A 13,321-nucleotide genomic window follows, 5' to 3' on the forward strand; every position below is an offset into this window, starting at 1 on the left:
CGCCGCGCCGACTACGCCGGCTTCAACCTGCTGGTCGGCGATCGGCAGGCACTCTGGCACCTGAACTCACACCGCGGTGAGGCGACGGAGTTGCAGCCCGGAATCTACGGTCTGTCCAACGCCGGCCTCGACACGCCCTGGCCCAAGCTGAGAAAAGCCCGCGCAGCACTGGCGACCAACCTCGACCCGGCGACTCCCGAGAACCTGCTCGCCCTGCTGGCGGACCCAAGCCCAGCGGCCGAGCATGAACTGCCGCAGACCGGCGTGCCGCTGGAATGGGAAAGGCGGCTGTCGAGCATCTTCATCGCCAGTCCGGAGTACGGCACGCGCGCCAGCACAGCGCTGATCCGTCATGCCGACGGAGCGCTGGACATCCTGGAGCGTAGTTTCGGCCCGGACGGCCCAGTGGGCGAGGTGCGCTACCGCCACCCGCCAACGAGCTGATTGGCGAGCGGCGGATTGCTCAGACGGCGGCGGACGGGTTGATCAGCTTGCTCAGGCCGAGGTTGCGCAAGGTCAGCTGGACCGTGCTGTGGATGACCTGCGGGCTGTCCAGCAGCATGACCCGCGCCAGCAGCTGCTGAGCCGTATCCATGCTGATCTGACGCAGCAGCCATTTCACCTTGGGCAGGTTGGTAGCGTTCATCGACAGGCTGTCGAAGCCCATCGCCAGCAACAGCATGGCCGCCGCCGGGTCGCCCGCCATCTCGCCGCAGATGCTCACCGGCTTGCCCTCGCCATGGGCTTCCTTGACCACACGCTGCAGCGCTTCGAGCACCGCCGGATGCAGATAGTCGTAGAGATCGGCGACCCGCGGATTATTGCGATCCACCGCCAGCAGGTACTGCGTGAGGTCGTTCGAGCCGACCGAGATGAAGTCCACCATGCGCGCCAGTTCGCGCGTCAGGTAGACCGCCGCCGGCACTTCGATCATGACGCCGACCGGCGGCATGATCACGTCCAGCCCCTCGTCGCGCACCTCGCACCAGGCACGGTGAATCAGATGCAGCGCCTCTTCCAGTTCGCGGATGCCGGAAATCATCGGCAAGAGGATGCGCAGGTTGTTCAGCCCGGCGCTGGCCTTGAGCATGGCGCGGGTCTGCAGCAGGAAGATCTCGGGGTGGTCGAGGGTGACGCGGATACCGCGCCAGCCGAGGAACGGGTTTTCTTCCTTGATCGGGAAGTACGGCAGGCACTTGTCGCCGCCGATGTCGAGGCTGCGCATGGTTACCGGCAGCGGATGGAAGGCTTCCAGCTGCTCGCGGTAGATCGCCATCTGCTCCTTCTCGCTTGGGAAGCGCTCCTTGATCATGAACGGCACTTCGGTGCGATACAGGCCGACGCCCTCGGCGCCGCGCTCCTGCGCGCGCACCACATCGGCGAGCAGGCCGGTATTCACCCACAGCGGAATGCGATGACCGTCGGTGGTCTCGCACGGCAGCTCGCGCAGCACGTCGAGCCCGGCGGAGAGCTGGCGCTCCTGCTCGGCCAGCACTTCATACTGCTCGCGCAGGACCTTGCCCGGATTGGTGATGATCTCGCCGCGATAGCCGTCGATGATCAGCTCGATGCCGTCGACCTTGGAATAAGGCAGGTCGACCGCGCCCATCACCGTCGGAATGCCCATGGCACGGGCGAGAATGGCGACGTGGGAGTTGCTCGAGCCGAGCACCGAAACCATGCCCACCAGCTTGCCCTCTGGCACCTCGCCGAGCATCGCCGGCGAGAGCTCCTCACTGACCAGAATGGTCTTGTCGGGATAGGTCAGCGTCTGCTGACGCGCCTCCTGCAGGTAGGAAAGCAGGCGCCGGCCGATGTCTTTGACGTCCGATGCTCGCTCGCGCAGGTAGGCGTCGTCCATCATCTCGAAGCGCCGCACGTGCTCGCTGACCACCTGGCGCAGCGCGCCCTGCGCCCACTGGCCGGTACGGATGACCTTGGTCACTTCGCCGCCCAGGGCGGAGTCGTCGAGCATCATCAGGTACACATCGAACAGCGCGCGTTCTTCCTTGCGCATCTGCGTGGCGAGCTTTTCCGAGAGAGTGCGCATGTCGGCGCGCACGGCCTCCAGCGCGGCTTCGAAGAGCGTCAGCTCGGCTTCGATGTTGTCGATGTTCTTGTCTGGCACCACATCCAGATCAGCCGGCGGCAGCACCACCACGGCGGTTCCTACGCCAGCGCCCGGGGCGCCCGGGATGCCAATGAAGCGGGTTTCCTGGATGCCCTTGCCCTGCCGGCCAAGCCCGCGGATCGAGCCGGTCGCCTCGGCATGGGCGATAACACCGGCAAGCTGCGCGCTCATGGTGACGAGGAACGCTTCTTCACCCTCGTCGAACTGGCGGCGTTCCTTCTGCTGGATGACCAGTACGCCCATCACCCGACGGTGGTGGATGATCGGCGCACCGAGAAAGGAGGCATAGCGTTCCTCGCCGGTTTCGGCGAAGTAGCGATAGCGTGGGTGTTCGGAGGCGTGTTCGAGGTTGAGCGGCTCTTCGCGGGTGCCGACCAGGCCGACCAGGCCTTCGTTGGGCGCCATGCTGACCTTGCCGATGGCGCGCTTGTTGAGGCCTTCGGTGGCCATCAGGACGAAGCGTTCGGTTTCCGGATCGAGCAGATAGACCGAGCAGACCTGGCTACCCATGGCCTCCCTGACTCTCAGCACGATGATGCCCAACGCCGCCTTGAGGTCCTTGGCGGCATTCACTTCCTGGACAATCTTGCGCAGCGTGCCGAGCATGCTCAGAGGCTTTCTCCCCGAATCTCAGTTCCGCACCGGTAAACGCGGTGCGAGTTCTTTAAGTGCGCGACGATAGACCTCGCGCTTGAAGGTGACCACCTGTCCCAGCGGGTACCAGTAGCTGACCCAGCGCCAGCCGTCGAACTCCGGCTTGCCGGTCAGGTCCATGCGTACACGCTCTTCGGCGCTGGTCAGGCGCAGCAGGAACCATTTCTGTTTCTGTCCGATGCACAGCGGCTGGCTATGGGTACGCACCAGGCGTTGCGGCAGACGATAGCGCAACCAGCCACGGGTGCAGGCGAGGATCTTCACATCCTGCTCTTCCAGGCCGACTTCTTCGTTGAGTTCGCGAAACAGGGCTTCTTCCGGCGTTTCACGGGCGTTGATCCCGCCTTGCGGGAACTGCCAGGCATCCTGATTGATCCGCCTGGCCCACAGCACCTGACCGACATCGTTGGTCAGGATGATGCCGACGTTCGGGCGAAAACCATCGGAGTCGATCACGGCATACAACCTCGCAGACGCATGTCGCGGCATTGTTCCACAAAACCGCGATAAGCCGAAAGCACGGCAAGCCGCCGTTCGGCACGTACCCGCGCGCTCGGTGAGGGGCCGCCCGAGGCTGCGCGCAAGACGCTGCAACCGGTATGCTTGGGGCTGCCCTGACCCATCATCGAGGAAAACATCCGTGCGCCTGGCTCTATTCGATCTCGACAACACCCTGCTGGCCGGTGACAGTGACCACGCCTGGGGCGAATACCTCTGCCAGCGCGGCATCGTCGATCCGACCCAGTACAAGGCGCGCAACGACGCCTTCTATCAGGATTACCTGGCCGGCAATCTCGACGTGCACGCCTATCAGAATTTCTGCCAGGAACTGCTCGGCCGCAGCGAGATGGCGCAGCTGCAGCAGTGGCACGACGAATTCATGCAGGATTTCATCGAGCCCATCGTGCTGAGCAAGGGCGAGGCCCTGCTACGCCAGCATCTGGAGGCGGGCGACAAGGTAGTGATCATCACCGCCACCAATCGCTTCATCACCGGGCCGATCGCTGCACGCCTGGGCGTCGATACCCTGCTGGCGACCGAATGCGAGATGCGCGACGGGCGCTACACCGGCCGTCTGACCGACATCCCCTGCTTCCAGGAAGGCAAGGTCCAGCGCATCGAGCGCTGGCTCGCGGAAACCGAGCAGACTCTCGACGATGCCTATTTCTACAGCGACTCACGCAACGACCTGCCGCTGCTGCAGCGCGTCCCTCACCCAGTGGCGGTGGACCCGGACCCGGTGCTGCGCGACTTCGCCACCGAACGTGGCTGGCAGATCATCTCGCTGCGCTGAGCCAGCGCAGCAGTCATGCCCGAGCCGGTCGAATCAGACCGGCTTGGCGCCCATCAGGGCGGTGATGGCAATCAGCACGACCAGCACCAGCACAGCGTAGATGCCGGCGTTACGCGCCGCAGTGGCGTTGCCCGGCGCCTGCCAGGCGGCAAGACGCCCGGCCAGCAGCAGGACCAGCGGGATCAGCGCGAGGAACAGCACGGAGCTGGCCAGCAGCCAGAACTGGCCCAGCGGCCACCCGGCCAGATGCGTCAGCCACCAGCCGGTCACCGGCAGCGACAGGCCGATCACGGCCAGCAGCGGCAAGGACAGTCGGCGGGTGCGCTGCAGCTTGCGTTGCAGCACGGCCTGATCGCCACCGCGGCCAGCCTTCCAGAGCATCAGTAGATGCACGATGACACCCAGCAACAACAGCACCGCCGTCGCGCCATGAATGATTCTGAGGGTGAGGTAGTGGTCCATTTGCCTTCCTTTAGGTTCGCTTAGCCGAGAAACAGCTTGTATGCCGGATTCTCGCTCTCATCCCAATAGCGGTAGCCGATCTTGTCCAACGCCGCCGGCAGCAGATGGCGCTCATCGGCGGGCACCTGCAGCCCCGCTACCACTCGGCCATCAGCCGCGCCGTGGTTACGGTAGTGAAACATCGAGATGTTCCAGCGCCCGCCGAGCTTGTTGAGAAAGTTGAACAGCGCGCCGGGACGCTCGGGAAACTCGAAGCGCAGCACCATCTCGTTGCTGACGCCGGCGGCGTGGCCACCGACCATGTGCCGCGTGTGCAGCTTGGCGAGCTCGTTATCCGTGAGGTCGAGCACCGGAAAGCCCTTGTCGCGCAGCCCCTGCACGAGCGCCGCACGCGGGTCGTTCTCCGGGTGCGTCTGCACGCCGACGAAGATGTGCGCCTCGCGGTCGGTGTGGAAACGGTAGTTGAACTCGGTGATCTGGCGTTTGCCGATCGCCTCGCAGAAGGCCTTGAAGCTGCCCGGCTGCTCGGGGATGGTGACGGCGATGATCGCCTCGCGCTTCTCGCCCAGCTCGGCGCGCTCGGCGACGTGGCGCAGGCGGTCGAAATTGACGTTGGCGCCGGAGTCGATGCCCACCAGCACTTGGCCGCTGATGCCTTCGCGCTCGACGTATTTCTTGATCCCGGCCACCGCCAGCGCACCTGCCGGCTCGGTGATCGAGCGGGTATCGTCGTAGATATCCTTGATCGCCGCGCAGATCTCGTCGGTACTGACGGTGATCACTTCGTCGACATGATCCTTGCAGAGCTCGAAGGTGTGCTGACCGATCTGCGCCACCGCCACGCCGTCGGCGAACAGCCCGACCTGCTCCAGCACCACGCGCTCGCCGGCGGCCATTGCGGCCTGCAGACAATTGGAGTCGTCCGGCTCGACACCGATCACCTTGGTCTCTGGATAGAGATATTTCACGTAGGCGGCGATGCCCGCCACCAGGCCGCCGCCGCCCACCGGAACGAAGATCGCGTCGATCGGCCCCTGATGCTGACGGAGGATCTCCATCGCCACGGTACCCTGCCCGGCGATCACATCGGGATCGTCATAGGGGTGGATATAGACGTAGCCCTTCTCTTCCACCAGCTTCAGCGAATAGGCCAGCGCCTCGGGGAAGGCATCACCGTGCAGCACCACCTTGCCGCCGCGGGCGCGTACGCCCTGCACCTTCAGCTCCGGCGTGGTGCGTGGCATGACGATGGTGGCCTTGATACCCAACTGCTTGGCCGCCAGCGCAACGCCTTGGGCGTGATTGCCCGCCGATGCCGTGACCACGCCACGCGCCAGTTCCTCGGCCGACAGCTGCGCCAGCTTGTTGTAGGCGCCGCGAACCTTGAAGGAGAACACCGGCTGCAGATCCTCGCGCTTGAGCAGAATCTGGTTGCCGATTCGCTCGGAAAGCTGGCGGGCGGGCTGCAGCGGGGTTTCGATGGCGACGTCGTAGACGCGGGAAGTGAGGATCTTCTTGACGTAATGTTCGAGCATTCTGGCTGTCTTGGCAGGCATTGCGAGGGAACGAGGAGTCTACCCCCCGCACGCCCCCGGCGACCACCGGCAATCCACCACGGCTTCGGCATGACAAGACCCGCCGCCGGCAGAGGGCTATAATCCGAGCCTTCGTCTTTCCCGCCCGGATTCCCGCCATGACCCAGGATCAGCTCAAGCAGGCCGTCGCCCAGGCCGCCGTCGACCATATCGTCCCGCACCTCAGCGATCGCAGCATCATTGGCGTCGGCACTGGCTCCACCGCCAACTTCTTCATCGACCTGCTGGCCAAGCACAAGGGCTTCTTCGACGGCGCCGTGGCCAGCTCCGAAGTCACCGCCGAGCGCCTGAAGCAGCACGGCATCCCGGTCTACGACCTGAACTCGGTGAGCGAACTGGAGTTCTATGTCGACGGCGCCGACGAGGCGAACAAGCACCTGGAGCTGATCAAGGGCGGTGGCGCCGCCCTGACCCGCGAGAAGATCGTCGCCGCGGTAGCCAAGACCTTCATCTGCATCGCCGACGGCAGCAAGCTGGTCGAGCAGCTGGGCGCCTTCCCGCTGCCGGTGGAAGTCATCCCGATGGCGCGCAGTCATGTTGCCCGCGAGCTGGTCAAGCTCGGCGGCGACCCGGTCTACCGCGACGGCGTGGTCACCGACAACGGCAACGTCATCCTCGACGTGCACAACCTGATGATCGGCTTCGCGCCGGAACTGGAAGGCAAGATCAACGACATCGTCGGCGTGGTCTGCAACGGCCTGTTCGCCATGCGCCCGGCGGATTTGCTACTGCTCGGCACCAAGGACGGCGTGCAGACACTCAAGCGCTGATCCGCCGCGGCGAAGCGCAACGGCGCGACGCCGAACTGGCGACTACGCTTTAGGTGCGCTGCGACGAGTCCGCCGCAGCTCATCACAGGAGGTGTCGCCATGTCCGGCAAATTCCAGTTGAAGAAATCCAGCAACGGCCAGTTCCATTTCAATCTTCTGGCCGGCAACGGTCAGGTCATCCTGTCCAGCGAGCAGTACAAGGCCCATGCCTCGGCGCTCAACGGCATCGATTCGGTGCGCAAGAACGCGGTGCGCGAAGGTGCGTTCGAGGTCAAGGAGTCGAGCAACGGCAAGTACTTTTTCGTGCTCAAGGCAACCAACGGGCAGGTCATCGGCCAGAGTCAGATGTACGCCAGCCTGCACAGTGCCGAGCAGGGTTGCGACTCGGTACTACGCCACGCACCGAATGCCGCCCTGCAGGACGAAAGCGCGTCGGCCGCCTGACCGCCTTCAAAGCCGGTGATCGAGGCGGTAACCGATCACCTGGCCTGCTTGCTGAACACGTAGAACAGGTTCGGCTCGCTGACTACATACAGCGTGCCGTCCGGCCCCATCGCGATGCCTTCCGCCTGCGGCACATCCTGTTCCAGCCCATGCTTGCCGGCGTTCAGTGCCAGGCTGCTGAGTGGTTGGCCCTTGCTTCCCAATTCGACCACCAGCCGCGATTCGTCGGACAGCGCCAGCAGATGTCCGCTGCGCTCATCGAACTGCAAACTGGACAGATCACGCACGAACAGTCTGGCTTCGTGTTCATTGATATGTACTGCTGGCGTTTCGGCAGAATAGGGAAAGCCCGCGATTTCATAAATCTTGACCGGGTTGCGCTCTTTAGCGACGAACAGGCGTCCGCCGGCCGTATCGTACGCGAGGCCCTCGAAGCCCTTGTTGCCGTTGAGGTCGATGCCCAGCGAAAGCTGTGAGGCGTGCGTGGCATCGATAATGATCGTCTGCTCGTCGACTTCGACCCGAAACAGACGCTGCCGGCGCTCGTCGCTGATCACATACACGCCGGCGGAGATGTACTCGACAGCCTCCGGGTCGCCGAAGCCAACGAGCGGGATCGCGCGCAGCAGATCGCCCTCCAGGCTGAGTTCGAGCAGGTGCGGATTGCCATTGGTGACGGCGATCAGACTGTTGCGATCCGGGTCGAAAGTCAGCGCCGAGAGATCGTCGTCGATTCCTTCGACCACCTTGCCCTGGATCGTCACCTGGTAATCCGGCAGCCACAATGAGGCGCCCTCCGCCGGTTCACCGCGATGCCACTGATTGAGATGGAACCAGCCACGCTCAAACAACCGATAATGAACGCCGGCGGCAAGCACCAGCAGCAGGGCCACGGTCAGCAACCCCGCCAAGATTCTTTTCAACGCACGCATAAGGCCCACTTTCACCTGGATTGGGGCAGCGATTGTCTTCAGTCAGGCTTACACCAAGCTTAATGCGGCCGTTCAGCGCCTGCGGCTGAATACGTAGAAGCGGTTGGGCTCGCCGACCACGTAGATGTTGCCTTCGCCATCCATCGCCACACCTTCGGCCTGCTCGATCCCATGCACCAATCCATTGAGTCCGCCGAACAGGCTGATGAAGCTGCGCGGCTTGCCCTGCAGGTCCAGCTCCACCAGCAGCCGCGACTCGTCGGAAAGCATCAGCGTGTGGCCGCTGCGCGGGTCGATGGCGACGGAGGAAATGTCACGAACCAGCAGCCTTTGCCCGGGCACGGCCTGCAGCGCCCCGGCGGCGCCGTCCTCACCCGGGAATGGCAGCTCGAACAGGCCCTGCGGATCACGTTCCTTGGCCAGCAGCAGGCGCTGCGTACGCGGGTTCCAGGCCAGTCCCTCGAAGCCCTTGTTGCCGGCATCGGCGAAGCCCAGGTCATAGCTGGCCAGATCATCGAGATCGAGGCTTTCCACGCCGGGCTCCAGACGGAAAACCGCCACCAGCCGACGGCGCTCATCAACGATCGCAAGGCGTCCGTCACCCAGGGCCTCCACCGCCTCGGGATCGGCGAAACCGGTCAACGCGACGCGCCGCAGCACGACGCCAGCCGGGGTGAACTCGACCAGTTGTTCGCCGGTTACGGTGAACAGCGTGCCGGCCAGGGGATTCCAGGTCAGTCCTGAAGTTTCCTCGTCTTCCAGGCCGGCCAGGGTGGTTTCCAGGGTCAACTCGTAATCCGGCAGCCAGATGCTGGCTGCGCGCTGTTCGGCGCTGACCGAACGCTCGCCCCAATACAGCTGCAGCTGATCGTCCCAGTGCAGCAGGCGCGTGGCGACGAGCAGCGCTATAAAAAGCAACAGCAGGATGGCGGCGACGATCAGACGCCAGCGGGAATAACGAACGGGCATGAACAGCATTCCAGCGGAAGGTGCTGGATTACAACACGAGAGCGGTTCGCACAGAAGCAGCAGACGCGGCGGGTTTGCCCCGCCGCGTGCAGGTTAGATCACGCGGCTTTCGAAACGCGACAGCCCGACCAACTCCAGTACCAGTTGATCGCCCTGCTTGAGCGGGCCGACACCGGCCGGCGTGCCGGTCAGCACCACGTCGCCCGGCTGCAGACTGAAATGCCCGGCAATGTGCTGCAGCAGCGGCAGGATGGCATTGAGCATCTGGCTGCTGTTGCCGTCCTGGCGGACTTCGCCGTTGATGGTCAGGCGGATGCCGATGTCGCCCAGATCCTCCACCGCATCGCCCGGCACGAACGGCGCCAGCACGCAGGCGCCGTCGAAGCTCTTAGCGATTTCCCACGGATGGCCCTTTTCCTTGAGCCTGGCCTGCACGTCGCGCAAGGTCAGGTCCAGCGCCGGGGCGAAGCCGGAAATGGCATCGCGCACCTCTTCTTCGTTCGGCTTGCGCGACAGCGGCTTGCCGATCAGCACGGCGATTTCCGCTTCGTAATGCACGGCGCCGCGGTCGCTCGGAACGCTGAAGCCGTCGTCCAGCGGCACCGTGCAGCTGCCGGCCTTGATGAACAGCAGCGGCTCGGTCGGCACCGGGTTATTCAGTTCCTTGGCGTGCTCGGCATAGTTGCGGCCAATGCAGACCACCTTACCCAGCGGATAGTGGATCGGCGTGCCATCGGTGTAGTGGTGCTGGTAGCTCATCGAAGACTCCTGGTAATCCGTGGGCCGTTCAGGCCGCGAAAATCTTGCCCGGGTTCATGATCCCGTTGGGGTCGAACACCGCCTTGACTGCCTTCATGTACTCGATTTCCGCCGGCGAACGGCTGTATTCGAGGTAGTCGCGCTTGGTCATGCCGACGCCGTGTTCGGCCGAGATCGAGCCGTTGTACTTCTGTACGGTTTCGAACACCCACTTGTTCACCGTGGCGCACTTGCCGAAGAACTCGTCCTTGTCCATCGCATCCGGCTTGAGAATGTTCAGGTGCAGGTTGCCGTCGCCGATGTGGCCGAACCAGACGATTTCGAAGTCCGGATAGTGCTCGCCGACGATGGCGTCGATCTCCTTGAGGAAGGCCGGCACCTTGGCGATGGTCACCGAGATGTCGTTCTTGTACGGCGTCCAGTGACTGATGGTCTCGGAGATGTACTCGCGCAGCTTCCACAGGTTCTGCAGCTGCTGCTCGCTCTGGCTCATTACGCCATCGAGCACCCAGCCCTGCTCGACGCAATGCTCGAAGGTCGCCAGCGCCTGGTCTGCACGCTCCTCGGTGGTGGCCTCGAATTCCAGCAGCGCGTAGAACGGGCAGTCGGTTTCGAACGGCGCCGGCACGTCGCCACGCGCCAGCACCTTGGCCAGCGCCTTGTCGGAGAAGAACTCGAAGGCGGTCAGGTCCAGCTTGTCCTGGAAGGCGTGCAGCACCGGCATGATCGAATCGAAATCCGGGGTGCCCAGCACCAACGCAGTGAGGTTGGTCGGCTGGCGCTCCAGGCGCATGGTGGCCTCGACGACGAAACCCAGGGTGCCCTCGGCGCCGATGAACAGCTGGCGCAGGTCGTAGCCGGTGGCGTTCTTGATCAGGTCCTTGTTCAGTTCGAGGACGTCGCCCTTGCCGGTCACCACCTTCATGCCGGCGACCCAGTTGCGGGTCATGCCGTAGCGAATCACCTTGATGCCACCGGCGTTGGTGCCGATGTTGCCGCCAACCTGGCTGGAGCCGGCGGAGGCGAAGTCCACCGGGTAGTACAGGCCCTTGTCCTCGGCGAACTGCTGCAGCTGGGCGGTGACCACGCCGGGCTGGCAGACGGCGGTGCGATCCATCTCGTTGAATTCGAGAATCTGGTTCATGTAGTCGAACGACACCACCACCTCGCCATTGGCCGCCACGGCCGCTGCGGAAAGCCCGGTGCGACCGCCCGAGGGCACCAGCGCGACCTTGCGCTCGTTGGCCCAGCGCACGATGGCCTGGACCTGCTCGATGCTCTTGGGAAAGACGATGGCCGAGGGCGCCGGAGCGAAATGCTTGGTCCAGTCCTTGCCGTAGGCATTCAGCGAATCGGCGTCGGTCAGCACTTTGCCGGGCTCGACCAGGGTTTTCAGCTCATCGATCAGGGCGGGGTCGGTCATCACGGGAACTCTCATACGATTCATGGTCACCCTGAGCACGCTTCAGCACAGGGGTGGGGGTGTTTCGCGGGGCTCGTATGCTAGCATACGCACCCCTTTGAAACGTGCCTCGGCAGACTCCCGACACCGCTAATGACGGGTCGGCCAGCCTTCGCTGGACACTTCAGTCCTATCCTTCGGCCTTAAGGTTTTAATGCAGATGAGCCAGACCTCTCTCGACAAGAGCAAGATCAAGTTTCTTCTTCTCGAAGGCGTGCACCAGAACGCCGTCGACACCCTCAAGGCGGCCGGCTACACCAACATCGAGTACCTCAAGGGCGCGCTGTCCACCGAGGAGCTGAAGGAGAAGATCGCCGACGCCCATTTCATCGGCATCCGCTCGCGCACCCAGCTCACCGAGGAAGTCTTCGAGGCCGCCAAGAAGCTGATCGCCGTCGGCTGTTTCTGCATCGGCACCAACCAGGTCGACCTGAACGCTGCCCGCGAACGCGGCATCGCGGTGTTCAACGCGCCCTACTCCAACACCCGCTCGGTGGCTGAACTGGTGCTGGCCGAAGCCATTCTGCTGCTACGCGGCATTCCGGAGAAAAACGCCTCTTGCCACCGCGGCGGCTGGATCAAGTCGGCGGCCAACTCCTTCGAAATCCGCGGCAAGAAACTCGGCATCATCGGCTACGGCTCCATCGGCACCCAGCTCTCCGTGCTGGCCGAAGCGCTGGGCATGCAGGTCTATTTCTACGACGTAGTGACCAAGCTGCCGCTGGGCAACGCCAACCAGATCGGCTCGCTGTACGAGCTGCTTGGCATGTGCGACATCGTTTCCCTGCACGTACCTGAGCTGCCGTCCACCCAGTGGATGATCGGCGAGAAGGAAATCCGCGCCATGAAGAAGGGCGCCATCCTGATCAACGCCGCGCGCGGCACCGTGGTCGAGCTGGATCACCTGGCCGCCGCGATCAAGGACGAGCACCTGATCGGCGCCGCCATCGACGTGTTCCCGGTAGAGCCGAAGTCCAACGACGAGGAATTCGAAAGCCCGCTGCGTGGCCTGGATCGCGTGATCCTGACCCCGCACATCGGCGGTTCGACCGCCGAAGCACAGGCCAACATCGGCCTGGAAGTCGCCGAGAAGCTGGTCAAGTACAGCGACAACGGCACCTCGGTGTCCTCGGTCAACTTCCCGGAAGTCGCCCTGCCGTCGCACCCGGGCAAGCACCGCCTGCTGCACATCCACCAGAACATTCCGGGTGTGATGAGCGAGATCAACAAGGTCTTCGCCGACAACGGCATCAACATCTGCGGCCAGTTCCTGCAGACCAACGAGAAGGTCGGTTACGTCGTCATCGACGTGGACAAGGAGTACTCCGACCTGGCACTGGAGAAGCTGCAGCACGTCAACGGCACCATCCGCAGCCGCGTGCTGTTCTGATTCGCTGACGCGGTGCGTTGAAAGGGAGGCTTCGGCCTCCCTTTTTCGTTCATGCGCACTGACTAAACCCGAGCGCTCTCCGCTAGCTGCGCAGCACCCGATTACCCGCAGCATCGACATCCGCCCCTGGCTGCTCGTCACGCGGCTCGGGCGTCGGCGGCACATCGGTTTCGATCGGTGCCTGGCGCGGCTGCAGTATCGGTGCTTCGATCTGTTCCATCTCGTCCGATTGCCGGTCCGACTGCGGCCGCGGCTCGCGGTTGTCCAGCGGATGTTGACGGGCCTTTTCCGGATTGGTCGGCCCGGTAGTCTCGCCCAGGGCTGTCGACGCACCCACCAGCGACACCAGCAGAATGCTCAAACGCAGCATGCCCATCGTGCACCTCCGATCATTGCTCTTGCAGGTTCGGCACGCCGGCACCGACAAAGGTTTCCGCACGACTGCCGGCAACAGCCGAG

14 protein-coding genes are annotated in these 13,321 nt (G+C 63.8%); 5 read left to right on the plus strand and 9 right to left on the minus strand.

All coding sequences use genetic code 11. The annotated features are described in order from the left end of the window. Positions 1–444: NRDE family protein (locus LO50_RS15060; protein ID WP_044315504.1), on the plus strand; the 444-nt coding region annotated here is incomplete at its 5' end. A 19-nt stretch (positions 445–463) separates the two neighbouring features. Here LO50_RS15060 and ptsP read toward each other — a convergent pair. Beyond that, positions 464–2,737: a phosphoenolpyruvate--protein phosphotransferase gene (gene ptsP, locus LO50_RS15065; RefSeq protein WP_044315505.1), complete on the minus strand. Its 2,274-nt coding sequence runs from the start codon at positions 2,735–2,737 to the stop codon at positions 464–466. Between the two features lie 24 nt (positions 2,738–2,761). Continuing rightward, positions 2,762–3,241, minus strand: a complete 480-nt coding sequence (locus LO50_RS15070) for an RNA pyrophosphohydrolase (RefSeq protein WP_044315514.1) — start codon at positions 3,239–3,241, stop codon at positions 2,762–2,764. A gap of 184 nt (positions 3,242–3,425) precedes the next feature. Between LO50_RS15070 and LO50_RS15075 the strand changes: the two genes are divergently transcribed. Continuing rightward, positions 3,426–4,079 carry a histidinol-phosphatase gene (locus LO50_RS15075; RefSeq protein WP_044315506.1) on the plus strand — a complete coding sequence of 218 codons (654 nt, stop codon included), beginning with the start codon at positions 3,426–3,428 and terminating at the stop codon, positions 4,077–4,079. Between the two features lie 33 nt (positions 4,080–4,112). Here LO50_RS15075 and LO50_RS15080 read toward each other — a convergent pair whose 3' ends face one another. Beyond that, the gene (locus tag LO50_RS15080) at positions 4,113–4,541 is read right to left on the minus strand and encodes a DUF2269 domain-containing protein (protein ID WP_044315507.1); all 429 of its coding nucleotides are present in this window, start codon (positions 4,539–4,541) and stop codon (positions 4,113–4,115) included. Between the two features lie 20 nt (positions 4,542–4,561). Beyond that, the gene (gene ilvA / locus LO50_RS15085) at positions 4,562–6,076 is read right to left on the minus strand and encodes a threonine ammonia-lyase, biosynthetic (RefSeq protein ID WP_023444536.1); all 1,515 of its coding nucleotides are present in this window, start codon (positions 6,074–6,076) and stop codon (positions 4,562–4,564) included. A gap of 158 nt (positions 6,077–6,234) precedes the next feature. Here ilvA and rpiA point away from each other — a divergent pair, with 158 nt between their 5' ends. Both rpiA and LO50_RS15095 read left to right on the plus strand, forming a co-directional pair. Continuing rightward, the gene (rpiA, locus tag LO50_RS15090) at positions 6,235–6,906 is read left to right on the plus strand and encodes a ribose-5-phosphate isomerase RpiA (protein ID WP_044315508.1); all 672 of its coding nucleotides are present in this window, start codon (positions 6,235–6,237) and stop codon (positions 6,904–6,906) included. 99 nt (positions 6,907–7,005) lie between these two features. Then, positions 7,006–7,350 (plus strand): YegP family protein, encoded by a 345-nt coding sequence (locus LO50_RS15095; protein ID WP_042927874.1) that lies wholly within the window; start codon positions 7,006–7,008, stop codon positions 7,348–7,350. Between the two features lie 35 nt (positions 7,351–7,385). Here LO50_RS15095 and LO50_RS15100 read toward each other — a convergent pair whose 3' ends face one another. From LO50_RS15100 to LO50_RS15115, 4 genes are all read right to left on the minus strand, one after another. After that, positions 7,386–8,282, minus strand: a complete 897-nt coding sequence (locus LO50_RS15100) for an SdiA-regulated domain-containing protein (RefSeq protein ID WP_044315509.1) — start codon at positions 8,280–8,282, stop codon at positions 7,386–7,388. 72 nt (positions 8,283–8,354) lie between these two features. Then, positions 8,355–9,251 (minus strand): SdiA-regulated domain-containing protein, encoded by an 897-nt coding sequence (locus tag LO50_RS15105; RefSeq protein WP_173425599.1) that lies wholly within the window; start codon positions 9,249–9,251, stop codon positions 8,355–8,357. Between the two features lie 93 nt (positions 9,252–9,344). Beyond that, positions 9,345–10,010: a fumarylacetoacetate hydrolase family protein gene (locus LO50_RS15110; protein WP_044315511.1), complete on the minus strand. Its 666-nt coding sequence runs from the start codon at positions 10,008–10,010 to the stop codon at positions 9,345–9,347. 28 nt (positions 10,011–10,038) lie between these two features. After that, entirely contained in the window at positions 10,039–11,433 is a 1,395-nt protein-coding gene (locus LO50_RS15115; RefSeq protein ID WP_044315512.1) for an FAD-binding oxidoreductase, read from the minus strand. A gap of 199 nt (positions 11,434–11,632) precedes the next feature. Here LO50_RS15115 and serA point away from each other — a divergent pair, with 199 nt between their 5' ends. After that, the gene (gene serA, locus LO50_RS15120) at positions 11,633–12,862 is read left to right on the plus strand and encodes a phosphoglycerate dehydrogenase (protein WP_014821857.1); all 1,230 of its coding nucleotides are present in this window, start codon (positions 11,633–11,635) and stop codon (positions 12,860–12,862) included. Positions 12,863–12,944: 82 nt separating this feature from the next. Here the strand turns inward: serA and LO50_RS15125 are convergent, their stop codons facing one another. Continuing rightward, entirely contained in the window at positions 12,945–13,238 is a 294-nt protein-coding gene (locus LO50_RS15125; RefSeq protein WP_044315513.1) for a hypothetical protein, read from the minus strand. Between the last annotated feature and the right edge of the window lie 83 nt (positions 13,239–13,321).

The sequence above is a fragment of the Stutzerimonas stutzeri genome (assembly GCF_000935215.1).
Classification (GTDB): domain Bacteria; phylum Pseudomonadota; class Gammaproteobacteria; order Pseudomonadales; family Pseudomonadaceae; genus Stutzerimonas.